At 64.6% G+C, this 16,600-nt stretch carries 8 protein-coding genes and 3 pseudogenes; 1 reads left to right on the plus strand and 10 read right to left on the minus strand.

The genetic code is table 11. From position 1 onward, the window contains the following. Positions 1–173: 173 nt before the first annotated feature. Positions 174–1,040: an MOSC N-terminal beta barrel domain-containing protein gene (locus IPG65_RS01395; RefSeq protein WP_293187524.1), complete on the plus strand. Its 867-nt coding sequence runs from the start codon at positions 174–176 to the stop codon at positions 1,038–1,040. Positions 1,041–1,147: 107 nt separating this feature from the next. On the opposite strand, the gene IPG65_RS01400 is transcribed toward IPG65_RS01395, so the two are convergent. The 10 genes and pseudogenes from IPG65_RS01400 to IPG65_RS01445 all read right to left on the minus strand — a co-directional run bounded on the left by IPG65_RS01400 (position 1,148) and on the right by IPG65_RS01445 (position 16,456). After that, on the minus strand, positions 1,148–3,289 hold the full coding sequence (locus tag IPG65_RS01400; protein WP_293187525.1) for a UvrD-helicase domain-containing protein: 2,142 nt from the start codon (positions 3,287–3,289) through the stop codon (positions 1,148–1,150). A 36-nt stretch (positions 3,290–3,325) separates the two neighbouring features. Then, positions 3,326–5,965 (minus strand): AAA family ATPase, encoded by a 2,640-nt coding sequence (locus tag IPG65_RS01405; protein WP_293187526.1) that lies wholly within the window; start codon positions 5,963–5,965, stop codon positions 3,326–3,328. Further along, positions 5,962–7,098, minus strand: coding sequence for a DNA repair exonuclease (locus IPG65_RS01410; protein ID WP_293187527.1), 1,137 nt, complete (start codon positions 7,096–7,098; stop codon positions 5,962–5,964). The genes IPG65_RS01405 and IPG65_RS01410 overlap by 4 nt, the downstream gene beginning before the upstream one ends. Positions 7,099–7,207: 109 nt before the next feature. Continuing rightward, positions 7,208–9,325 (minus strand): annotated as a pseudogene (locus IPG65_RS01415) (DNA methyltransferase); the annotation flags it as partial. 32 nt (positions 9,326–9,357) lie between these two features. Further along, positions 9,358–10,337 (minus strand): annotated as a pseudogene (locus IPG65_RS01420) (IS30 family transposase). Positions 10,338–10,429: 92 nt separating this feature from the next. Continuing rightward, positions 10,430–11,298: pseudogene (locus IPG65_RS01425) on the minus strand (DNA methyltransferase); the annotation flags it as partial. A gap of 7 nt (positions 11,299–11,305) precedes the next feature. Further along, positions 11,306–11,896 (minus strand): DUF4276 family protein, encoded by a 591-nt coding sequence (locus tag IPG65_RS01430; RefSeq protein WP_293187528.1) that lies wholly within the window; start codon positions 11,894–11,896, stop codon positions 11,306–11,308. Further along, entirely contained in the window at positions 11,896–13,095 is a 1,200-nt protein-coding gene (locus IPG65_RS01435) for an AAA family ATPase (protein ID WP_293187529.1), read from the minus strand. Before IPG65_RS01435 ends, IPG65_RS01430 begins: the two co-directional genes overlap by 1 nt. 11 nt (positions 13,096–13,106) lie before the next feature. Beyond that, on the minus strand, positions 13,107–13,397 hold the full coding sequence (locus tag IPG65_RS01440; protein WP_293187530.1) for a hypothetical protein: 291 nt from the start codon (positions 13,395–13,397) through the stop codon (positions 13,107–13,109). Continuing rightward, on the minus strand, positions 13,394–16,456 hold the full coding sequence (locus IPG65_RS01445) for a BPTD_3080 family restriction endonuclease (RefSeq protein WP_293187531.1): 3,063 nt from the start codon (positions 16,454–16,456) through the stop codon (positions 13,394–13,396). Before IPG65_RS01445 ends, IPG65_RS01440 begins: the two co-directional genes overlap by 4 nt. Positions 16,457–16,600: the final 144 nt, after the last annotated feature.

A 16,600-nucleotide genomic window follows, 5' to 3' on the forward strand; every position in this document is an offset into this window, starting at 1 on the left:
GTAAAAGGGGCCCCGACGCTTCCCCGCTGCGCGTGGTGCGCTGCCCCCCGAGGGGGCTCTCGCCGCCTTGGGGCGGCCCGGCGCCGGCTCGGGGCCCCTCGCTCCCCCGTCGCGCGCGGCGGCCCGGTGATGAAAGCCGACAATATGGCGCCCTCCCACCGTCCCATTGCGCCATGCCCGCTGCCGAGCCCGATGTGCGCGCCACCCTGGCGCGCCTGTTCGTCTACCCCGTCAAGTCCTGCGCCGGTGTCGAGGTGCGCGAGGCGCCGCTGGCCGCGACCGGCCTGGACCTGGACCGCGCCTGGATGGTGGTGGACGGGCGCGGCCAGTTCGTGACCCAGCGCCAGTGGCCGCGCATGGCACTGGTCAGGCCGCAGGTCAAGGTGTTCGAGGTGGTGCTGCGCGCGCCCGGCATGCTGGCGCTGCACCTGGGCGTCAACGAGGTGGCCGGCCCCGCCCGCGTGCGCGTCTGGCAGGACGAGGTCGATGCCTGGGACATGGGCGACGTCGCCGCGCAGTGGTTCAGCGACTTCCTGGGCGCACCGGGCCTGCGGCTGGTGCGCTTCGACCCCGAGGTGCGGCGCCTGTCCAGCCTGGCGTGGACCGATGGCGTGGAAGCCCCGAACCAGTTCGCCGACGGCTTTCCGCTGCTGGTGGCCAGCGAGGCCTCGCTGGACGGCCTGAACGCGCGCCTGCGGGCCGGCGGCCACGCGCCGGTCGGCATCGAGCGCTTCCGGCCCAACCTGGTACTGGCCGGCGTCGAGGCGCACGACGAGGACCGGCTGGCCGAGCTGCGCGTGGCCGCCGCCGGCGGCGAGGTGCGCTTGAGGCCCGTCAAGCCCTGCACGCGCTGCCCCATCCCCAACATCGACCCGGCCAGCGCCGCCAGCAGCCCCGAGGTGCTGGAGACGCTGAGCGCCTACCGCGCCGACCCGCGCCTGGACGGCGCGCTCACCTTCTGCATGAACGCCATCATCCTGGCCGGCGTCGGCCAGACCCTGCGCGTGGGCGACGCGGTGGCGGGCGACTGGAAGTTTTGAGTGCCCTGGCCTGTCAGGCCTACGGGCTTGTACGTCTCTCGTGACTTGCGTCACGGGATGTCGGGGCAAATGACGGCATGCTCGAATGGGGGCAGTTGGTCAAAGGGTTACCCCAAGTCCTGTAAGTCTTGCAAAAATTCCGATCCTGGCTCGACACCCGTGACAAAAAGCCAATCACGGGCGCGGGTGCATGCCACGTACAGCAGGTGCCGCTCGGAGTTGTAGACCTCTTCCAGGTCCGCCTTATCCGCCACGGATTCGGTGCGTTCTTGCAGCGGCAGCACTTCATCGTCACAGGCCATCACCGCGACGGCTCTGAATTCCAGCCCTTTCGCCAGGTGCATGGTGCAGATGTTCAGCGCATCCGGGGCCGTGCCAGGCATCGCGGTGATCGCAGCCAGCCGGCCATCCAGCACGGTGTGCGCCATGCCGGCGAGTTCGGCGGCGGCCTGCGCACGCCCCATCTGCGCATCGGAGCGCACGAAGACCGCCAGGTCGCGCGCGGGCAGGCCGTCTGCGGCACGCGCGCGCAACCAGTCCGCGATCGCCTGCACTTCCTGATCCTCGTCGTCAAACAGGCGCACGAGCGGGCTCGGGCCATTGAACACCGACACGGTGCCACGGCGGTCTTCGGTATTGCCATCCACATCCGACACCTCCGGCCCCAGCAGGCGATCCGCCTGCACACGGATCTGATGCGAAGTCCGGTAGTTGATGTGCAAGGTACGCGACCGTCCCCGAACATCCACACCCAGCGATTTCCAGGAAAACGGCTGCTGAAAAATGCGTTGCCCCAGATCGCCTGCAAAGAACAATCCGTTGGGCGCATGGCCAGCCAGCGCCGACAAGAATCGCAGTTGGGGCACGCTCAAGTCCTGCGCTTCGTCCACCACCACGTGATCGAAGACGGGGGCCTGCTGAGCCGCCACGCGCCGGGACTGCACGGATGCAAGCTGCGTGAACAGTCCGGCCCAGGTGATCAGGCCCCGGCTCGCCAGCTTGCGCTGCAGGGTCTCGAACACCTGCCACAAGGCCGCGCGTTGCGCCTCGGCCAATCGGGTCTTGCGGCCCAGGCGTTTGATGTCCCGGTACGCCTCCCACTGGTCGAGCTGCCAGGCATCGACCATCTCTTCCCACTCGCTGAACACGAACGACGGGCTGAATTTCAACCCACCCAGGCCGGGCACACATTCGTCCCATGCGGCCTGCATGAGCTCACGCAGTTCCGCGTCAGACGCCACGCGCGCCGGCCCCACCTGCGCTTGGTACAGACGCAGGCCGATCGCGTTCAGCGACAACACCTCCAGTCGTTCTGCCAGCCGGGTCTGATGGCCGATCAGGCGCCGCAGCTTGTCGTGCAGCGCGTAGGCCAGCGTGTCGGAGAAGGTGGTCAGCAACACCCGGCTGTCCGGCTCGCTTTGGGCCAGGAACACCGCCCGGTGCAGCGCCAGGATGGTCTTGCCCGTGCCGGCCGAGCCGGCGATGCGGGTCGGGCCGTTGTAGTTGCGCTCCACCCACTGCCGCTGGGCGGGGTGCAGGAAGATCGTCCACTTGTCCCAAGGAAAATCGAGCGCACGCGCCAACTCGTCCACGTCGTGCATGACGCGGAAGCGCCGTTGCGCATCCGGGTGGGCGAACGGGTCGGCGCCTGCCGGGGCCGCCACGGCGAACGCAGGCCGCCCACCCGTGGCCAGTTCAAGCAGGGCTTCCGCAGCTTCGGAGGGAAGATGATCCGCCAGAGACAGCAGTTCATCGTCGTCGGCAATGGCGCGCACATCGGCCAACCAGTCGGCCGGCACGCCATAGGCCAGCAATTCGCTGTCGGAACGGTCGGCAAACAAGGCGTTTTTTGCGGGCGGTACTGAACCCGCTACCGTCGCTGCCGGCAAATGCCGCGACGGGGCCACGATCTCCTCGATGCGCTCGCGAATCTCCACCCACTGCGCCGCGCCCGTCTTGGGATGCACCTCCAGCTTGCGGCGCTCGGCCCAGCGGTAGGCCGGGTCGTGATGCGCCACGTAGCACAGCAGAAAGCTCGCATCGGTGCGGTGCACGATCAAGCGCAGATCGCGGCCCACGCGGGCCGACCAGAAATGCTTGTCTTTCGACTGCTCGATGCGGTGCAGCTGCATGCCGGGGTTGACCGGGTTCACCTGCAGATCGAAGGCGGTGGTCTTGACCAGCTTCTGCTCCTCGCCGGTCAGGCGGGCCAGGCTGTCGGTGAAGGTGTCGGCGATTCTGAAATCCATGTCATGGACTCCCAACGTCAAGCTCGGGAACGAAGCTCATGACGATGCCCGCAACGCCGCCAGTTCGCGTGGCGCCACGCCCAGGTCGCGCCAATTGCCGGGATGGCAGGTGAACAAGAGAATCTGGTGCCGTTGCCCGGCGTCGAACAAGATGCGCTTCATCTGCTCCAGGCGCTGCGCGTCGCTATGCACCAGTGCATCGTCGAGGATGATGAGCGTTGGGCGACCGGCCTCCTTGAGCAGATCGGCGTAGGCCAGACGACTGATCAGCCCCATCTGTTCGCGCGCGCCGAAGCTGAAGGCCTCGAAGTCACCCACCTCCTCGTGTTGCGACCCCGAGCGACGTGACAACTTGTCGGGCGACAGGTTCTCGTCCACCGACAAGCGCGCCTGCGCGAAAAGCAGCTGCACATACCGATCCAGGTGCTTTTGCAACGGTGCCTGCAACTGCCGCATGAGCGCCTGCCGCTGCGCATGCAGCAGGCCGAGCAACAGGTCGAGCGCGCCCGCGCGACGCGACAGCTCGCTGCGCCGTCGCCGCACACCTTCATGCTCGCGCGCACGCTCTGCTCGCTGCTCCTCCAGCCCCAGCGCGCCCTGGGCCTGCACGCCCGCAGCCAGGCCGGTGAGTTCGAGCTTGCGCTGCGATGCCGCTTTCTCCAGCTCCTGCGCCGTGCCGGACAGCCGCTGCACGTCCTGGCGCAGGATGTCCGGCCGGGCGGCATCGATCCGGTGTCCGAGCGCCGTGATCGAAGCGGCGCAGCGTTCCTCGTCCACGCGCAGGTCGGTGAGTTGCTGCTGAGCTTGCTGGACCTTTTGTTGGCGTTCGGGAGACTGAAGCTCATCGTTCAGCCGCGCCAGTTCCCGCGCGGCCGTGTCGGCATCACGCTCGGCCAGGGCCAACGTCTGCCGAGCGTCGCCCGCCCCCTTTTCCATCTCGCTCAATTGCTGCTGCGCGGTGGTGAGCCGAGCCTCGGCGGTCTTGAGGGTTGTCACATGCCCGTGCGCGGCCGGCAGGTCTCGCAGTTGCTGCGCGATCTCCTCGATTCGTGCCGCAGTGCTCTGCTGGTCCGATTGCAGCGCGTCGAGTCCTTTTGGCGCCAAGGTGGCCAGCATGGCCTCCTTGCCTTCGATCTCCTTGCCCAGGTCGTGAAGGCGCTGCGCGCGCTGTTCAGCCTCCACCACGGTGGCGACCGACAGCGCACGCAAGCCGGCAGCCAGCGCATCTTCGGCGCGCTGCTGCTGGCGTGCCAGCTCGGCCACATCCTCCCCGCCGGGCTGGATGCGCAGCCGCCCGACACCTTCAATTTCCATATCGGCCACCGACAGCAACAGCCGCTCGCCCCGGCCGCTCAGGCTCTGGCCATCGAGTCGCAACGCCTGACCGGGCAGCACATCGAAATGCAGGCGCGTGGCGATGGCCTCTCGCCGTATGCGCAACGCATCCAACTCCGCCTGCTGATTTTTCAGTCGCTTCAGCGCCTTGGCTTCGATGGGCTGCGTTTGCCGCTGAGTACGCAGGGTGTTCAATTCATCCTGAACCTGCCGGGCGCTGTTGAATTGATCGCCGATCGACTGCGCCGCAAGCTGACGATGCTCGCGCTCCAGGCTCTGGCGCAGCTCGTGCCGTTGTGCCTGCTGCAGGCTTTCTCGCGCCTGTGCATAGGCTGCTTGCGAAACCTCCCATCGGGCCTGAACCGCGGGCTGCCCGGCCTGCAGTTCGGTCAGCCGCATGCGCGCGCTTTCGTTCAGCCGCGTGCGCTCTTGCAGATCGTCCGCCTGAGCCTGCCGACGGGCCAACTGGTCGCGCACCAGGTCCAACTGCGCCCGGCAGCTCCTGAGCGCTTGCTCCTCACGCTCGCGCTGTGCACCCCAGGCATCCACCTCGGCCAGCTTGCCTGCGTTTTCTTCGGCCTGCTGTCTGTACTGCTCCCAGGGCCGTTCGCTTTCGTCCAATGCCTGCTGGCGGCGCAGCTCGCCGAGGCGATCCACCTGCTGTTGATACCGGGCGATCTTGTCATCCAAGGCCGCGATCTCATCGGCCAGCGCCCCGTCCTGCTCGATGACCCTGGCGTACTCGCCCTTCGGCCGACTGGTGTCGGTCAGCAATGCAGATCGCTGACGCTCGACTTCGATCGTCACCTCGTCCCCGGCGCCGCTGGCGATCTCGCCCAGCGATCCACCCAGCGCAGACTTGAGGTGCTGTCCCGCATGCTCCACCGCAGTGCGCACGTTCTGCCCATCGCCCTGCTCGATCCACAACAGCCCCGGAATGCCCCAATGCTCGGGCTTGCTGCCACCACGGCCCGGAAACTGAAAGCCGAGCAGTTCGGCCAACTTTTCTTCGGCCTCGTCGCCGTTGAACGCGGTGCCGTCCACCTGCAGATCGCAACGCTTGTGCTTGAGAAAGCTCTTGTGCAACTGCCAGCGCCGCCCCTGACTGTCAAAAGTCAGCGACACGACGGGCGCGGCGGAAGAATCGCCCCAAGGCTGCAGGTCATCGACGCTGCTGGAGCGATGCCGCTCGAAAAATGCCGCCCGAATGGCCCGCACCAGCGTGCTCTTGCCCGATTCGTTCGGGCCGCTGAAAAGGTTGATTCCAGGCGCCAGGCCGTCGATCACCACGGGCTGGCGGAACTGGCGCACTTGTTCAATACGCAGATGCTGCAGCTTCATGCGGCGGCCTCCCCGGTCTGCTCCTGCGCCTGACGCTGGCGCAGCAGCGTCGCCAGAATGCCCAGTGCATCGCGGGCTGGTTCACCTTCTTCGCCTTGCTGACGATCCCGCAGGGCAGCCACCACCGCGCCCAGATAGCCGTCCACCCGCAGCGATGCAATGTCCTCGTCGGTGGGTTGTAGGCGCAACCCGGATTCGTCGCACTGCACGCTGCGATGCCGCGCCTCGGCCACTGACAACGCCCGTTGCAACCGCTCCCGACCGGCCAAGTCCAACAGGCCAGCAAGCCGAATATCCAATACCGCCTTGGCGGGTGCAGCATCCAGGCGCTGGAGCAAGCCGTCCAGATCAGACGCCACCTCGATGCGCTCGTGCCACTGCTGCCAGATGTGCTGCCCCACCGCATGCGGCGTGACGCGCGGCGCGGCGCCGGGCGCGTCGATCACCACCTGCAATACCTGGCCAGCCCCGTTGTCCTTGAAGCGCTCCTGCTCCGGCGTGCCGCTGTACCAGGTGCGCGCATTCACCTGCTTGCAGCCGTGCCAGTCGCCAAGGGCCAGATAGTCCAGCCGGGCCCGCGCCGCGCGATCGGCCGCAATGGGGTTGGGCGAATCAATGTCTTCGGGCAGGATGCCCTGCACGCTGCCATGGGCCAGGCCCACGCGCAGCAGGCCGGGTGGCGTGTCGGCCGCATCGAACCAGGCAGAGAGGTCATCGTGCGTGTGGCGCTGCATCAGCGGCGCGGGCAGCACTGCCAGGCCATGAGCCTCGAGCGTCAACACCTGCGGCGTCAGTGCCAGATGCACGTTTCGCGGCACGGCGCCCAGACGTTGCGCCCGGCTCCACGCGCTTTCCGCCAGGGCCGCGTCGTGATTGCCAGGCAACAGAACCCATGGGCCGGCAAAGCCCTCCAGACTGTTGAACAGGCGCCGAATGCTGCGATCGCTCACCGTCTGCGCGTCGAACACATCGCCCGCGACCAGCACGGCATCGACGGCAAGCTCGGTCGCCAGCCGGGCAATGCGTTCCACCGTCGTGAAGCGTGCCTCGGCCAGCGCCGCCGCGTCGTCCGGGGGAAATCGGTTGTATTGACGCCCGATCTGCCAGTCGGCCGTGTGAATGAAGTTCGGCATTCGTCTCCTCTTTCTGCTCTTGGTTTCTTCGATCCAGACCCGTGGGTCGTCCTGCGCTGTCCATCGTCAGTGCGCCGCGCATTTCCTCGGCGCGAGTGGAAAAGCATCCTCACGACACCCTGAACACCTTCATCACCTCATCCCCCAGGTGATTGATGACCTTCACCGCAATCCGCCCTGACTTCGGCTTCTCGAACGGGCGCGAGGTGTCGCTGTTGAGCGAGGCCCAGGCTTCGGCGTCCATCTCGGCCTTGAGCGTGGTCTTGAGGGATTTGTAGGGGTCGTTCGCGCCCAGGAAGTAGGCGTGGCGGACGAAGAAGCTCTCTTCGTTGTAGTCGGTGTCGATGAACCAGCAGGCGATGCCATCGGCGCCGTCGCTGCGCACCTCGCCGGTGTTGGGGTGGAACACGTCCACGCCGTTCACTTTCACGCGCAACTGGCCATCGGCACCCTCGGGGCCGGCATCCAGGATGTCGATGTCCGGCTCGCCGAAGATCACGAACAGGTTGCCCTTGCCGGTGTTCTTCAGGTCGTCGGCCATGTGCAGGTCGGCGTTCATGCGGGCCTTGAGCACGGGGATGCGGCCGAGCTTGTCGAACTCGCTGGAATGCGCGTCGTAGTTGAAGGCGCAGGCAATCAGCACGTCGAAGCCGGCGTCGCCCGCCTCGCGTGCGGCGGCCACCAGGTCGGGCCGGGCCACGGTGCCGAACTCGGGGCCGATGAAGATGGCGGCGCGCTTTTCGGCATCGCCTTCCGCATAGCGGCCTTCGGCGCAGACCAGTTCGCCGGGCCAGGGTGTGAGCGAGGTGAATGTGATCTTGTCTTGCTTGTGCGCCTGCTGCACACCGGCCGTCTTGAGATTTTCCAGGATGATCTGGACGAAGTTGCGCTCGGCGTTGCGTTCATCGTTGTAGTGGGCCTGCCGCTCCATGGCCTTGGGGCTGGCGGGGTCGATCAACTCGTCGTCGGCGCCCACGCCCAGCACGCGGTGGGGCAGCAGGCTTTCCACGGTGAAGGGGCCGGCCACGCGCACCTTCTTCTTGTCAGAGAAGGGTTTGTCGTAGAGAAATTCGAACTCGGCCTTGGCGGCGATGCTGGCGTCGATTTCCTTCTGCCGTGCGATGCGCGCTTGCCACCACTGGTTTATGAGCGTTTTTGCCTTATGGCCCTTGTCCGACAAGGGGTTGATGCTATCAAGTTTGATGGTTTTCCAACCCCCCACATCACCCGCATCGGGCAGGGCGCGCGGCAATTCCCATTCCTGCCAGGCCGTGCCCAGCAGCGCGTTGATCTGCGCGCGCAGCGGCTCCAGCACCTGCTGGTGCTGCGCCCAGATCACGTCGATCTCGGCGTTGTTGGCGATGGATTTGAGCGTGATGTGCGGCACGCGCTCGTAGACGAAGCCCTGGCGCACGTCGCCATGCACCGGCGCGCTGGAGGGCGCGCTGCGCGTGACCTCGGCCTCCTTCAACTGGCCTTCGCGGCTGTCGGCCAGCAGGTAGTAGGGGTAGCGCGCGCCCATGATGCGGGCGCGAGCCAGCGCCAAGGCCACACGCGAGGTGTCGATGGTGATCCAGCGGCGGCCCCATTGCTCAGCGACGTAGGCGGTGGTGCCGGAACCGCAGGTGGGGTCGAGGATGAGGTCGCCAGGGTCGGTGGTCATGAGGATCGCTTGCTGTATTGCGATGCTCGGCGTTTGTACGACATAGACCTTCGCATCGCTGAAGCCGCTCTGTCGAGTGTTGTCCCAAATATTGTTCCGGGTCATTACCCGAAAATCATCGAGATAGCGCTTGAACCGCAGCGTGTTGCCGATGGCTAGCAAGCGATCTGCATTTCGAAGCCGGGAAAGTCCCATTTCGTTCGTGCTGAACGTTCGTGTTCCGGGTGAGAACTTCCGTCCCTTGAACTCGAATAGACGCACGTCATTCTCCCCACTTGAGCGTGCGCTAGTGATCGGGTTGGGGTGATAAACCTTTGCCCCCGTAGGCAACGGTGCGAAGCCCGCCAGTTGCTCCGGACTCATCGTGAATGGCGCGTAGCTTTCATCTTCAAAGAAACGGAGGTTGTCATCGCCGACATAAGTTCGATCATCAAAGAGAGGGCGGTATTTGACCTTGGCCTTGTCCTTCGTGTACCAAAGCAGCACGTCGTAGCTGCTGTCTAGAAGCGCACTTCCTTTGCCAGTTGTTTTGCGAAAAACGATTTCGCTACAACAGTTCTCATCCGGCGGTTTCAAGACCGAAGCGCAACACGTGGTTATTGAGCGAGAACTGGAGCCTGCTGAGCCATGGCCAGCAGGTGTGAGAAGACGGCCAGCGGGGTGTTGAAGCCATGGGTTGCGCGAGGTCTGCTGTTCAAGCTGTCGGCGATGGCGTCCAGTTCGTCCTGGCTGTGCACGCTCAGGTCAGTGCCCTTGGGCAGGTACTGGCGCAGCAGCCCGTTGGTGTTCTCGCAGGTGCCGCGCTGCCAGGGGCTGTGGGGGTCGCAGAAGTAGACCTGCACGCCCGTGGCGGCGGCCAGTTGCCGGTGGTAGCTCATCTCCTTGCCCTGGTCGTAGGTGAAGCTCTTGCGCATCGGATCGGCAATCGCGTTGAGCTTGGCCGTGAAACCGGCCAGCGCCGAGCTGGCCGTGGCATCGTCCATCTTGGCCAGCAGCACCAGGCGGCTGGAGCGCTCCACCAGCACGCCCACGGAGGACTTGTTGCCCGCCCCTTTGATGAAGTCGCCTTCCCAGTGGCCGGGCATCACGCGATCCTCGATCTCGGGTGGGCGCACGTGGATGCTGACCATCTCGGGGATCTGGCCACGCCGGTCGGTGCCACGGCTGCGCGGCAACCGTGTGCCACGGCCCTGGCGCAGGCAGGCGATGAGCTGGCGGCGCAGTTCGCCCCGAGGCTGGGCGTAGATGGCGGTGTAGATGGTTTCGTGGGACACGTGGGCGCGGCCTCGTTGGGAAAGGTGCGCTTGAGGGTAGCGGCAATCTGCTGGGGCGACCACTTCCAGTCCAACAGGGTCATCACCAGGCTCCAGGACAGGCTGTCAGAAGACAGTTTGGCAAGAGGGCGGGCAGCACGCCGGCGCGCCTGGCAGGACAGCTGTGCGCGGTGCGAGCCGTAGGCCGCGTCAGCGCCCGTGTTGCGCGCCAGCTCGCGGCTGATCGTCGATGGCGATCGCCCCAGCGTGCGGGCCATCGCGCGCACGCTTTGCCCTTGCTGGCGCATGCTCGCGATCGTCATGCGGTCTTCGGGTTGGAGTTGTTCGTATCGGGAGGCGGATGGCATGTGAACACCTTACAGCAGGGGGTGTTGCACTTCGGATTTGAGGCCGCCTCCCCAAACACCTCATCCATCACCGCTCGCACCCGGTGCACGTTCTCATCCCCGATCTGCACAAAGATCGACCCCGACTCCGTCAACAGATCGCGCGCCACCGTCAGCCGATCCCGGAGATAGGTCAGGTACGAATGGATGCCATCGCGCCAGGTATCGCGGAACGCCTTCACCTGCTCCGGCTCGCGCGTGATGTGCTGGGCGTTGCCGTCCTTCACGTCGCGGCTGGTGGTTGACCATTGGAAGTTGCTGTTGAATTTGATGCCGTAGGGCGGGTCGAAGTAGATGCACTGCACCTTGCCACGCAGGCCCTCGCGCTCGGCCAATGAGGCCATCACGTGCAGGCTGTCGCCCAGGATCATGCGGTTGGCCCAGTGGCCGTCGTGCTGGTAGAACTCGGTGCGCGCGTTGTCGCTGGGCAGGCCGTTGAAGTCGGCGAACAGGTCCACCTGGTCGATGAGCCGGCCGTTGCCGCGTTCCCTGGCTTCGTGCTGGCGCTCCGTTTCCCGGCGCAGGTCGTCGATCAGCACCTTGGGGTGCACCTTCTCCTGGATGTAGAGCGGCGGGGCGTTGACGACGAGGTCGCTCCAGTCCTGCTGGTCCTTGCCGCGCCACAGCAGTTGGGGTCCAGGTCGCGGTTCAGGCGGCCCGCGCGCTGGAGCAGTTCCGACGCTTCGCCCAAGTCGTGCAACGCCGCGAGTTCATTGAGCCACTGCGTGTTGGCGCGCGGGTAGGCCACGGGCTTGGGGCTTTGCTCGTCCCGGGCCATCACCGACTGGTATTCGGCCGTGGGGATGTTCTTGCGCGTGGCACCCTCGTGTTTAAGGGTGTCGACGACGAGGGGGGCTTTGGGTTGTCTTGTGGCCATGGGTCGGTCAGTTCAAGCTTTCTTGATAGCCCATGCCGGCAGCCATGTGGCGCACGCCTGCAACGAATACCTGTAGGCTTTTCGAGTGGTTGTTCCCTGAATTCAGGTGTTGGGCCATGGTGCGTGCGCCGCTGTTTTTCTGGAAGGCGGGCACGAGCCGTTTGACTTCCACGGAGGGCTTTTGCCAATCGTCTGGATGGGCGAAGCGCTTGCGATGTGCCGGGGTATCCGCCTTGGGCTGGTCAAAAGCTGCGGCCAGCGCGGCGAGGTCGCCGAGATACCAGCTTTCGAGTTCCTGGCAGACCAGGCGTATCAGGGTTTCAGGGCGGCCGCTTTGTGCGCACAAGGCTTGCAACTTGGCTTTGAGGTCGATGCAGTGGGCGTTGTCGTTGTCGCGCACGATGACGAAGCGGTCGCCGGGAATGCGCCATGCGGCCAGCTTGCGAGGGATGCTGCGGTCCAGATCGCTCTTGCCTTCGTGGGGCACACACTGGAAGTGCTGGCCATCCACCCAGCCGGGGAACAGGCGTGGCAGCCAGTCATCGAGCAACACCCGCATGGAGGGCTCTTCAAGCAGAAAGATGATGCGACCCTGCATCAGCTCACATCCTTGTTGAGGCCCTCGAACAAACCCTGCTTCCACAGATAGCCGGGAAGGTCACCGGCATCGAACAGGGCGCGCAGGTTCTCGGAACTGCTGGCGCGGGAGATGGTTGTGAACCCTTGATCCTTGCGCAGGCAGTAGATCTCGTCGAGGGTCAGCGCATTGAGGAAATCTGGCGAGTGCGTGGAGATGAAGACCTGCCCCCCGCGCTCGGCGTAGTCGCGGAACTCCTCGGCCAGTTCGGGCAGGAGTTCGGGGTAGAGCTGGTTCTCGGGCTCCTCGACGGCCAGCAACGGATAGGGCTTGGGGTCGTTGAGCAGCACGAGGTAGGCAAACATCTTGATGGTGCCATCCGACACATGGCGGGCAATGAACGGATCTTTGAAGCTGCCATCCTGGAAGCGCAGAACGAGGCGGCCGTCTTCCGTTTGTTTGGGCTCGACCACCGATACGCCCGGCACGCGGCGTTGCATGGCATGCAGCACGCGGTCGAATCGGTCGCGGTGATGCTCGAACAGATAGTTGGCCACCAGCGGCAGGTTGTCGCCCCGGGTGGAGAGGTGCTCGGCAAAGCCGTCTTCCTGGCTGGGACGGGCCTCGGAGACGTGGAAGTCGGAGATATGCCAGTTCTCGATCATCAGCCGGAAGGCGCTGGCCGCCTTGAAGCGCTCGAACTGGCCCAGGCCCTTGATGGCGAGGATGTCCGGGGCGTCCAGTTCCTGTTCCTCACGGGTCAGGTCTTCGTCGGGCTTGGAAAAGTCTTCCTCGTTGGTGATGGCGTAGCCCTTGCCGGAGGAGAAATCCAAGAAGCGAAACGGCGCGCCATAGGCGCCACGCTTGTAGCGCAGGATCTCGCGCTCTACGACAGGGCGCCCGCTTTTCTTGTCGGGCTTGATCTTCAGCGCGTAAGTCACGAGCCGGTCATATCCGGTGATCTCCAGTCGAAACTGCAGCGTGATCTCAATGGGTTCATTCGCGAAACCGCGGCTCGCCACCTCGCGGTAGCCTCCTCGCTTGGCCAACGCCTTGGCCACGTTCATCGACAGGGCGTCCTTGAGAAAGGAGAACACGTCGAACAGGGTGGACTTGCCGGTGCCGTTGGCACCCACCAGCACGCACAGGCGCGGAATGTTTTCCAGCTTCGCGTCGCGGAACAGTCGGTAGTTCTTGATGGCGATGGATTCGATTTGCATGGGGTGCCCTTTCAATACAGTGTGGCCGGGTAGTGCCTGAGCATCGGATAGTCCACCTTCCGCTTGCTGCCGGAGCCCAGGTCGACCATTTTGTTGACGTCAACAAAATGGTCCGAGACGGCATGGCCAGACACCTCGCAGGCCACTTTGGCCTTGGAAATGGCGGTGCCAAAGTTGCGCCACTCGGCATAGCCCAGCAGGTGCTGCAGGTCTCTGGCCAGCCAATATTCGACGCCGCCATCGGTCTGTTGGGCATGTCCCTCGAAGGTGTTGGTCAGCGCGTGGACGAGTCCGGTTTTCACGTGTTCTCCCTTCGGTTGTGCTGCTCGATCATGGCGTCGAACGCCTCCTGCACCTTCCGCGCAAAGTCATCCTGCATCTGCCACACGTCCGTGAATTCGGCAAAGGCCCAGCGGCCATGGGTGCCGAGCCGGTTCACGCCTGGCACCCAGTGGGTGAGCATGGTTTCCTTCTTGATCTTGGCGTCTTCGCCGCGGTAGCCCTTGATCTCGACCACGAGGTTCAGCAGGTCATCCTCGCCATGACCGTCGTCCACGCGCACGATGAAGTCGGGGCGGTAGCGGTGCGGTTGGCCATCTTTGTTGTAGGGCACTTCCAGGCCCAGGTTGTGGTTCTTCACGTAGGCGCGCACGCGCGGGTGCGACTCGGCCACGCGGCAGAACTCGGCTTCCCAGTCGCTGTCGAGGATGACCCAGTTGATGTGGCAGCGCGGGCCATCGTGCGCCAGGCCACTGGTGTTCCAGCGGTCGGTCTTGGAGGTGTTGAAGCTCACATGCCGGGTGCTGCCCACTGGGTTGTAGGGGTCGAGCACGGCCTGGATGGGACGTTGGCCGAGAAAGGCGCGGGTGATGCCTGCATTGATGCGGCCGCAGGCGTCTTCAGCCAGCGTTTTGTACTTGAGTTGCGCGGGGTAGGTGCCGCCCTTGCATTCCAGGTAGCCTTCCAGCCACTGGCGGGCAATGCGTTTGAGCTGGCCGAACAGGTGCAACTGGAGCTGTCCATCGGCATCTCGAAAATGAGTCTGCAGCAGATGGGAGGTCAGCTCGTACACCACCTGCGATGGGCGCACGTCGCCCGTGTGCACGAGGTTCAAGTCCACCTGCGCACCGATGATGCCGGAGTTGCGTGTTTCGGTGGCGCCCACCAGCGCAGGCGTGAGCTCCATGCGAGAGTCGTCGGTGAACTCGGCCCGCAACTGTTCTTCGGGCAGTTCCACGCGGTAGCCTTGCACCCGCGGAAAGCGAATCTCCAGCGCCTCGCGTTCGCGCAGCGCCTTGACCTGGATGGTCTCGCGTGGCTTTTGCGGCGGCGCGACCACAGGCTCTGCGTTGAAGTCGAAGGGAATACCCAGCACGTCGGCGTATTCGACGTTGAACAGGCCCTCGGCATTGAGTTCATAGGACTGGCGGCGCAATGCGCGGCCGATCACCTGTTCGCAAAGCAACTGGGTGCCAAAGGCGCGCACGCCGAGCACGTGGGTCACGGTGTTGGTGTCCCATCCCTCGGTCAGCATGGAGACCGAGACCACGCAGCGGATGGAGTCGCCCAGCCGGCCGGGTTTGCCCACGGTATTCATCACTTCGCGCAGCAAATCCTGATCGGTGATTTTCTGGCCGGCTTGGGCGTCTCCGGTTCGCTCGACGATTTCGCGGCGGAAGCGGTCGATTTCGTCGGCGGCCATGCCGCGGAAGCTGTCGTCGAGTGCCTCGCCCGATTCAAGTTGTTCGCTGTCGATCAGCAGCGTGCGTGGCCGGCCCAGGGCGTTGCCGTAGTCGTCCTGGTTGCGAAACAAGGGCAGGCGACCGGCTTCATGGGCGCCGTCCGCCCGTGTGAAGCCCGAGATGTAGTCGTACACGAGCTTCGAGGTGGCGGTGTTGTTGCACACCACGATGAAGCAAGGCGGCACCGCGAGCTGTTCCTTTTGCCACAGCGCGAAGGTCTTTTCATAGTGGCCGTACAGGGCTTCCAGCGCGGTCTGCAATTGCGTGGGCAGCGCCAAAGGGTTCAGCCCTTCGGCCTTGCCACGGCCTTTCTTGGGCATCTTGGCGCGAATGTGTTCCCACAGATTGCGGAACATCGGCATCTCGGCGCCGGGGATGTTGTCTGCCACCGGCACGCGTGGAAGCTTGACGATGCCGCATTCGATGGCATCCATCAGCGAGAAGTCGCTCAGGGTCCAAGGGAACAAGGTGCCTTCGGCATAGCCTGAGCCGCGCAGGAAGAAGGGCGTGGCTGACAGGTCGAACACGCGGGACACGCCCAGCTTGCGCTGAACGGCTTCGAGGCCGGAGATCCACAGCCGGGCCGCGGCGTTGTTTTCTTCGGCTTCTTTCTTCTCGTCGCCTTTCAGGTCGTCGTCTTCCGGGGCATCCGGTTTTTCACGGTAGCAGTGGTGTGCCTCGTCGTTGATGACCAGCACGTCTTTCAAGCCCATGAGGTCGGGCATGACCCGCTGGAGCATCTGGCCTTCGGTTTCCAGGGTGTCGAGTTCTTCGCCGCCGCGTCCTTGCAGCAAGGCGCGGCCGCCTTTGGACAGTTCCACGCGCTCACGCCGCTTGAACGCGTGGTAGTTGGTGATGACGATCTTGGCGCGCTCCAGGTCGGCGAGCATGTCGCCAGGCACCAGTTCGCGGCTGGCGTAGTAGCTGTCGGGATCGTTCGGCTGCAGGACGCGCAGGCGATCACGAATGGTCAGCCCCGGGGCAACGACAAGAAAGCCGCGGGTAAAGCGCCGGCTGGCGGGTTTGCGGACGGCATTGATGGTTTGCCAGGCGATCAGCATGGCCATCACCGTGGTCTTGCCGGCCCCGGTGGCCAGCTTGAGCGCCAGCCGCGCAAGGTCTGGGTTGGCGTCCTGATTGGCGCGCTCCAGATGGTCGATGAAGGTTTTGCCCGCCTTGCCAAGCTGTGGTGCCACCTCCGTCAGCCAGATGGCGGTCTCCACGGCCTCGATCTGGCAGAAGAACGGGCGCACACCGCTGAACGCGTGGTGGCGCCAGTGCTGCAGCAGCCGAGCGGTTTCCGGCGTCACGCGCCAGCTGGCCGGATCGGGCAGCGCGCGCCATTTGTCGACTTCTCCGCGCGCGGCATTGATGACGGCCTGGTGGTCGTATTGCTGTGCCTGTGTTGACAGGCCTTTGCCTTCGTCGAAAAGAAGCGCCTCTTGTCTGGCCTGGCCCTTGCGTTTTTTGGGCTGGGGAATGGGTGTGATGAATTCAGCACGCCGTCGGCTGGCGACGACTTGCTGCGTGGGTTGCCCATTCTTGTCCAGCTCCCAGTGCTGCAACGGATAGCCGTACGGGGAGTTGAGGATGGGTTTTTCTAAGAAGAGATTTGTCATGGTTGAAAACCTGTGCCAACGCTCCTCTCTGGCACGGTATCGATATTTGAGCCCTGATAGTTTGCCAGTTCATCGATCATGCTGAGACTGTTTGTGGGTAGTTCAGCAGCTCATAACTACTAATAATTTAATAGCTACCACCGC

Source organism: Ottowia sp. (assembly GCF_016703145.1).
GTDB lineage: Bacteria > Pseudomonadota > Gammaproteobacteria > Burkholderiales > Burkholderiaceae_C > Ottowia.

Excerpts from the sequence above, each read along its gene's own strand:
- IPG65_RS01395 (WP_293187524.1), top strand. The coding sequence starts at position 174 with ATGCCCGCTGCCGAGCCCGATGTGCGCGCCACCCTGGCGCGCCTGTTC.
- IPG65_RS01400 (WP_293187525.1), bottom strand. The coding sequence starts at position 3,289 with ATGGATTTCAGAATCGCCGACACCTTCACCGACAGCCTGGCCCGCCTG.
- IPG65_RS01405 (WP_293187526.1), bottom strand. The coding sequence starts at position 5,965 with ATGAAGCTGCAGCATCTGCGTATTGAACAAGTGCGCCAGTTCCGCCAG.
- IPG65_RS01410 (WP_293187527.1), bottom strand. The coding sequence starts at position 7,098 with ATGCCGAACTTCATTCACACGGCCGACTGGCAGATCGGGCGTCAATAC.
- IPG65_RS01430 (WP_293187528.1), bottom strand. The coding sequence starts at position 11,896 with ATGCAGGGTCGCATCATCTTTCTGCTTGAAGAGCCCTCCATGCGGGTG.
- IPG65_RS01435 (WP_293187529.1), bottom strand. The coding sequence starts at position 13,095 with ATGCAAATCGAATCCATCGCCATCAAGAACTACCGACTGTTCCGCGAC.
- IPG65_RS01445 (WP_293187531.1), bottom strand. The coding sequence starts at position 16,456 with ATGACAAATCTCTTCTTAGAAAAACCCATCCTCAACTCCCCGTACGGC.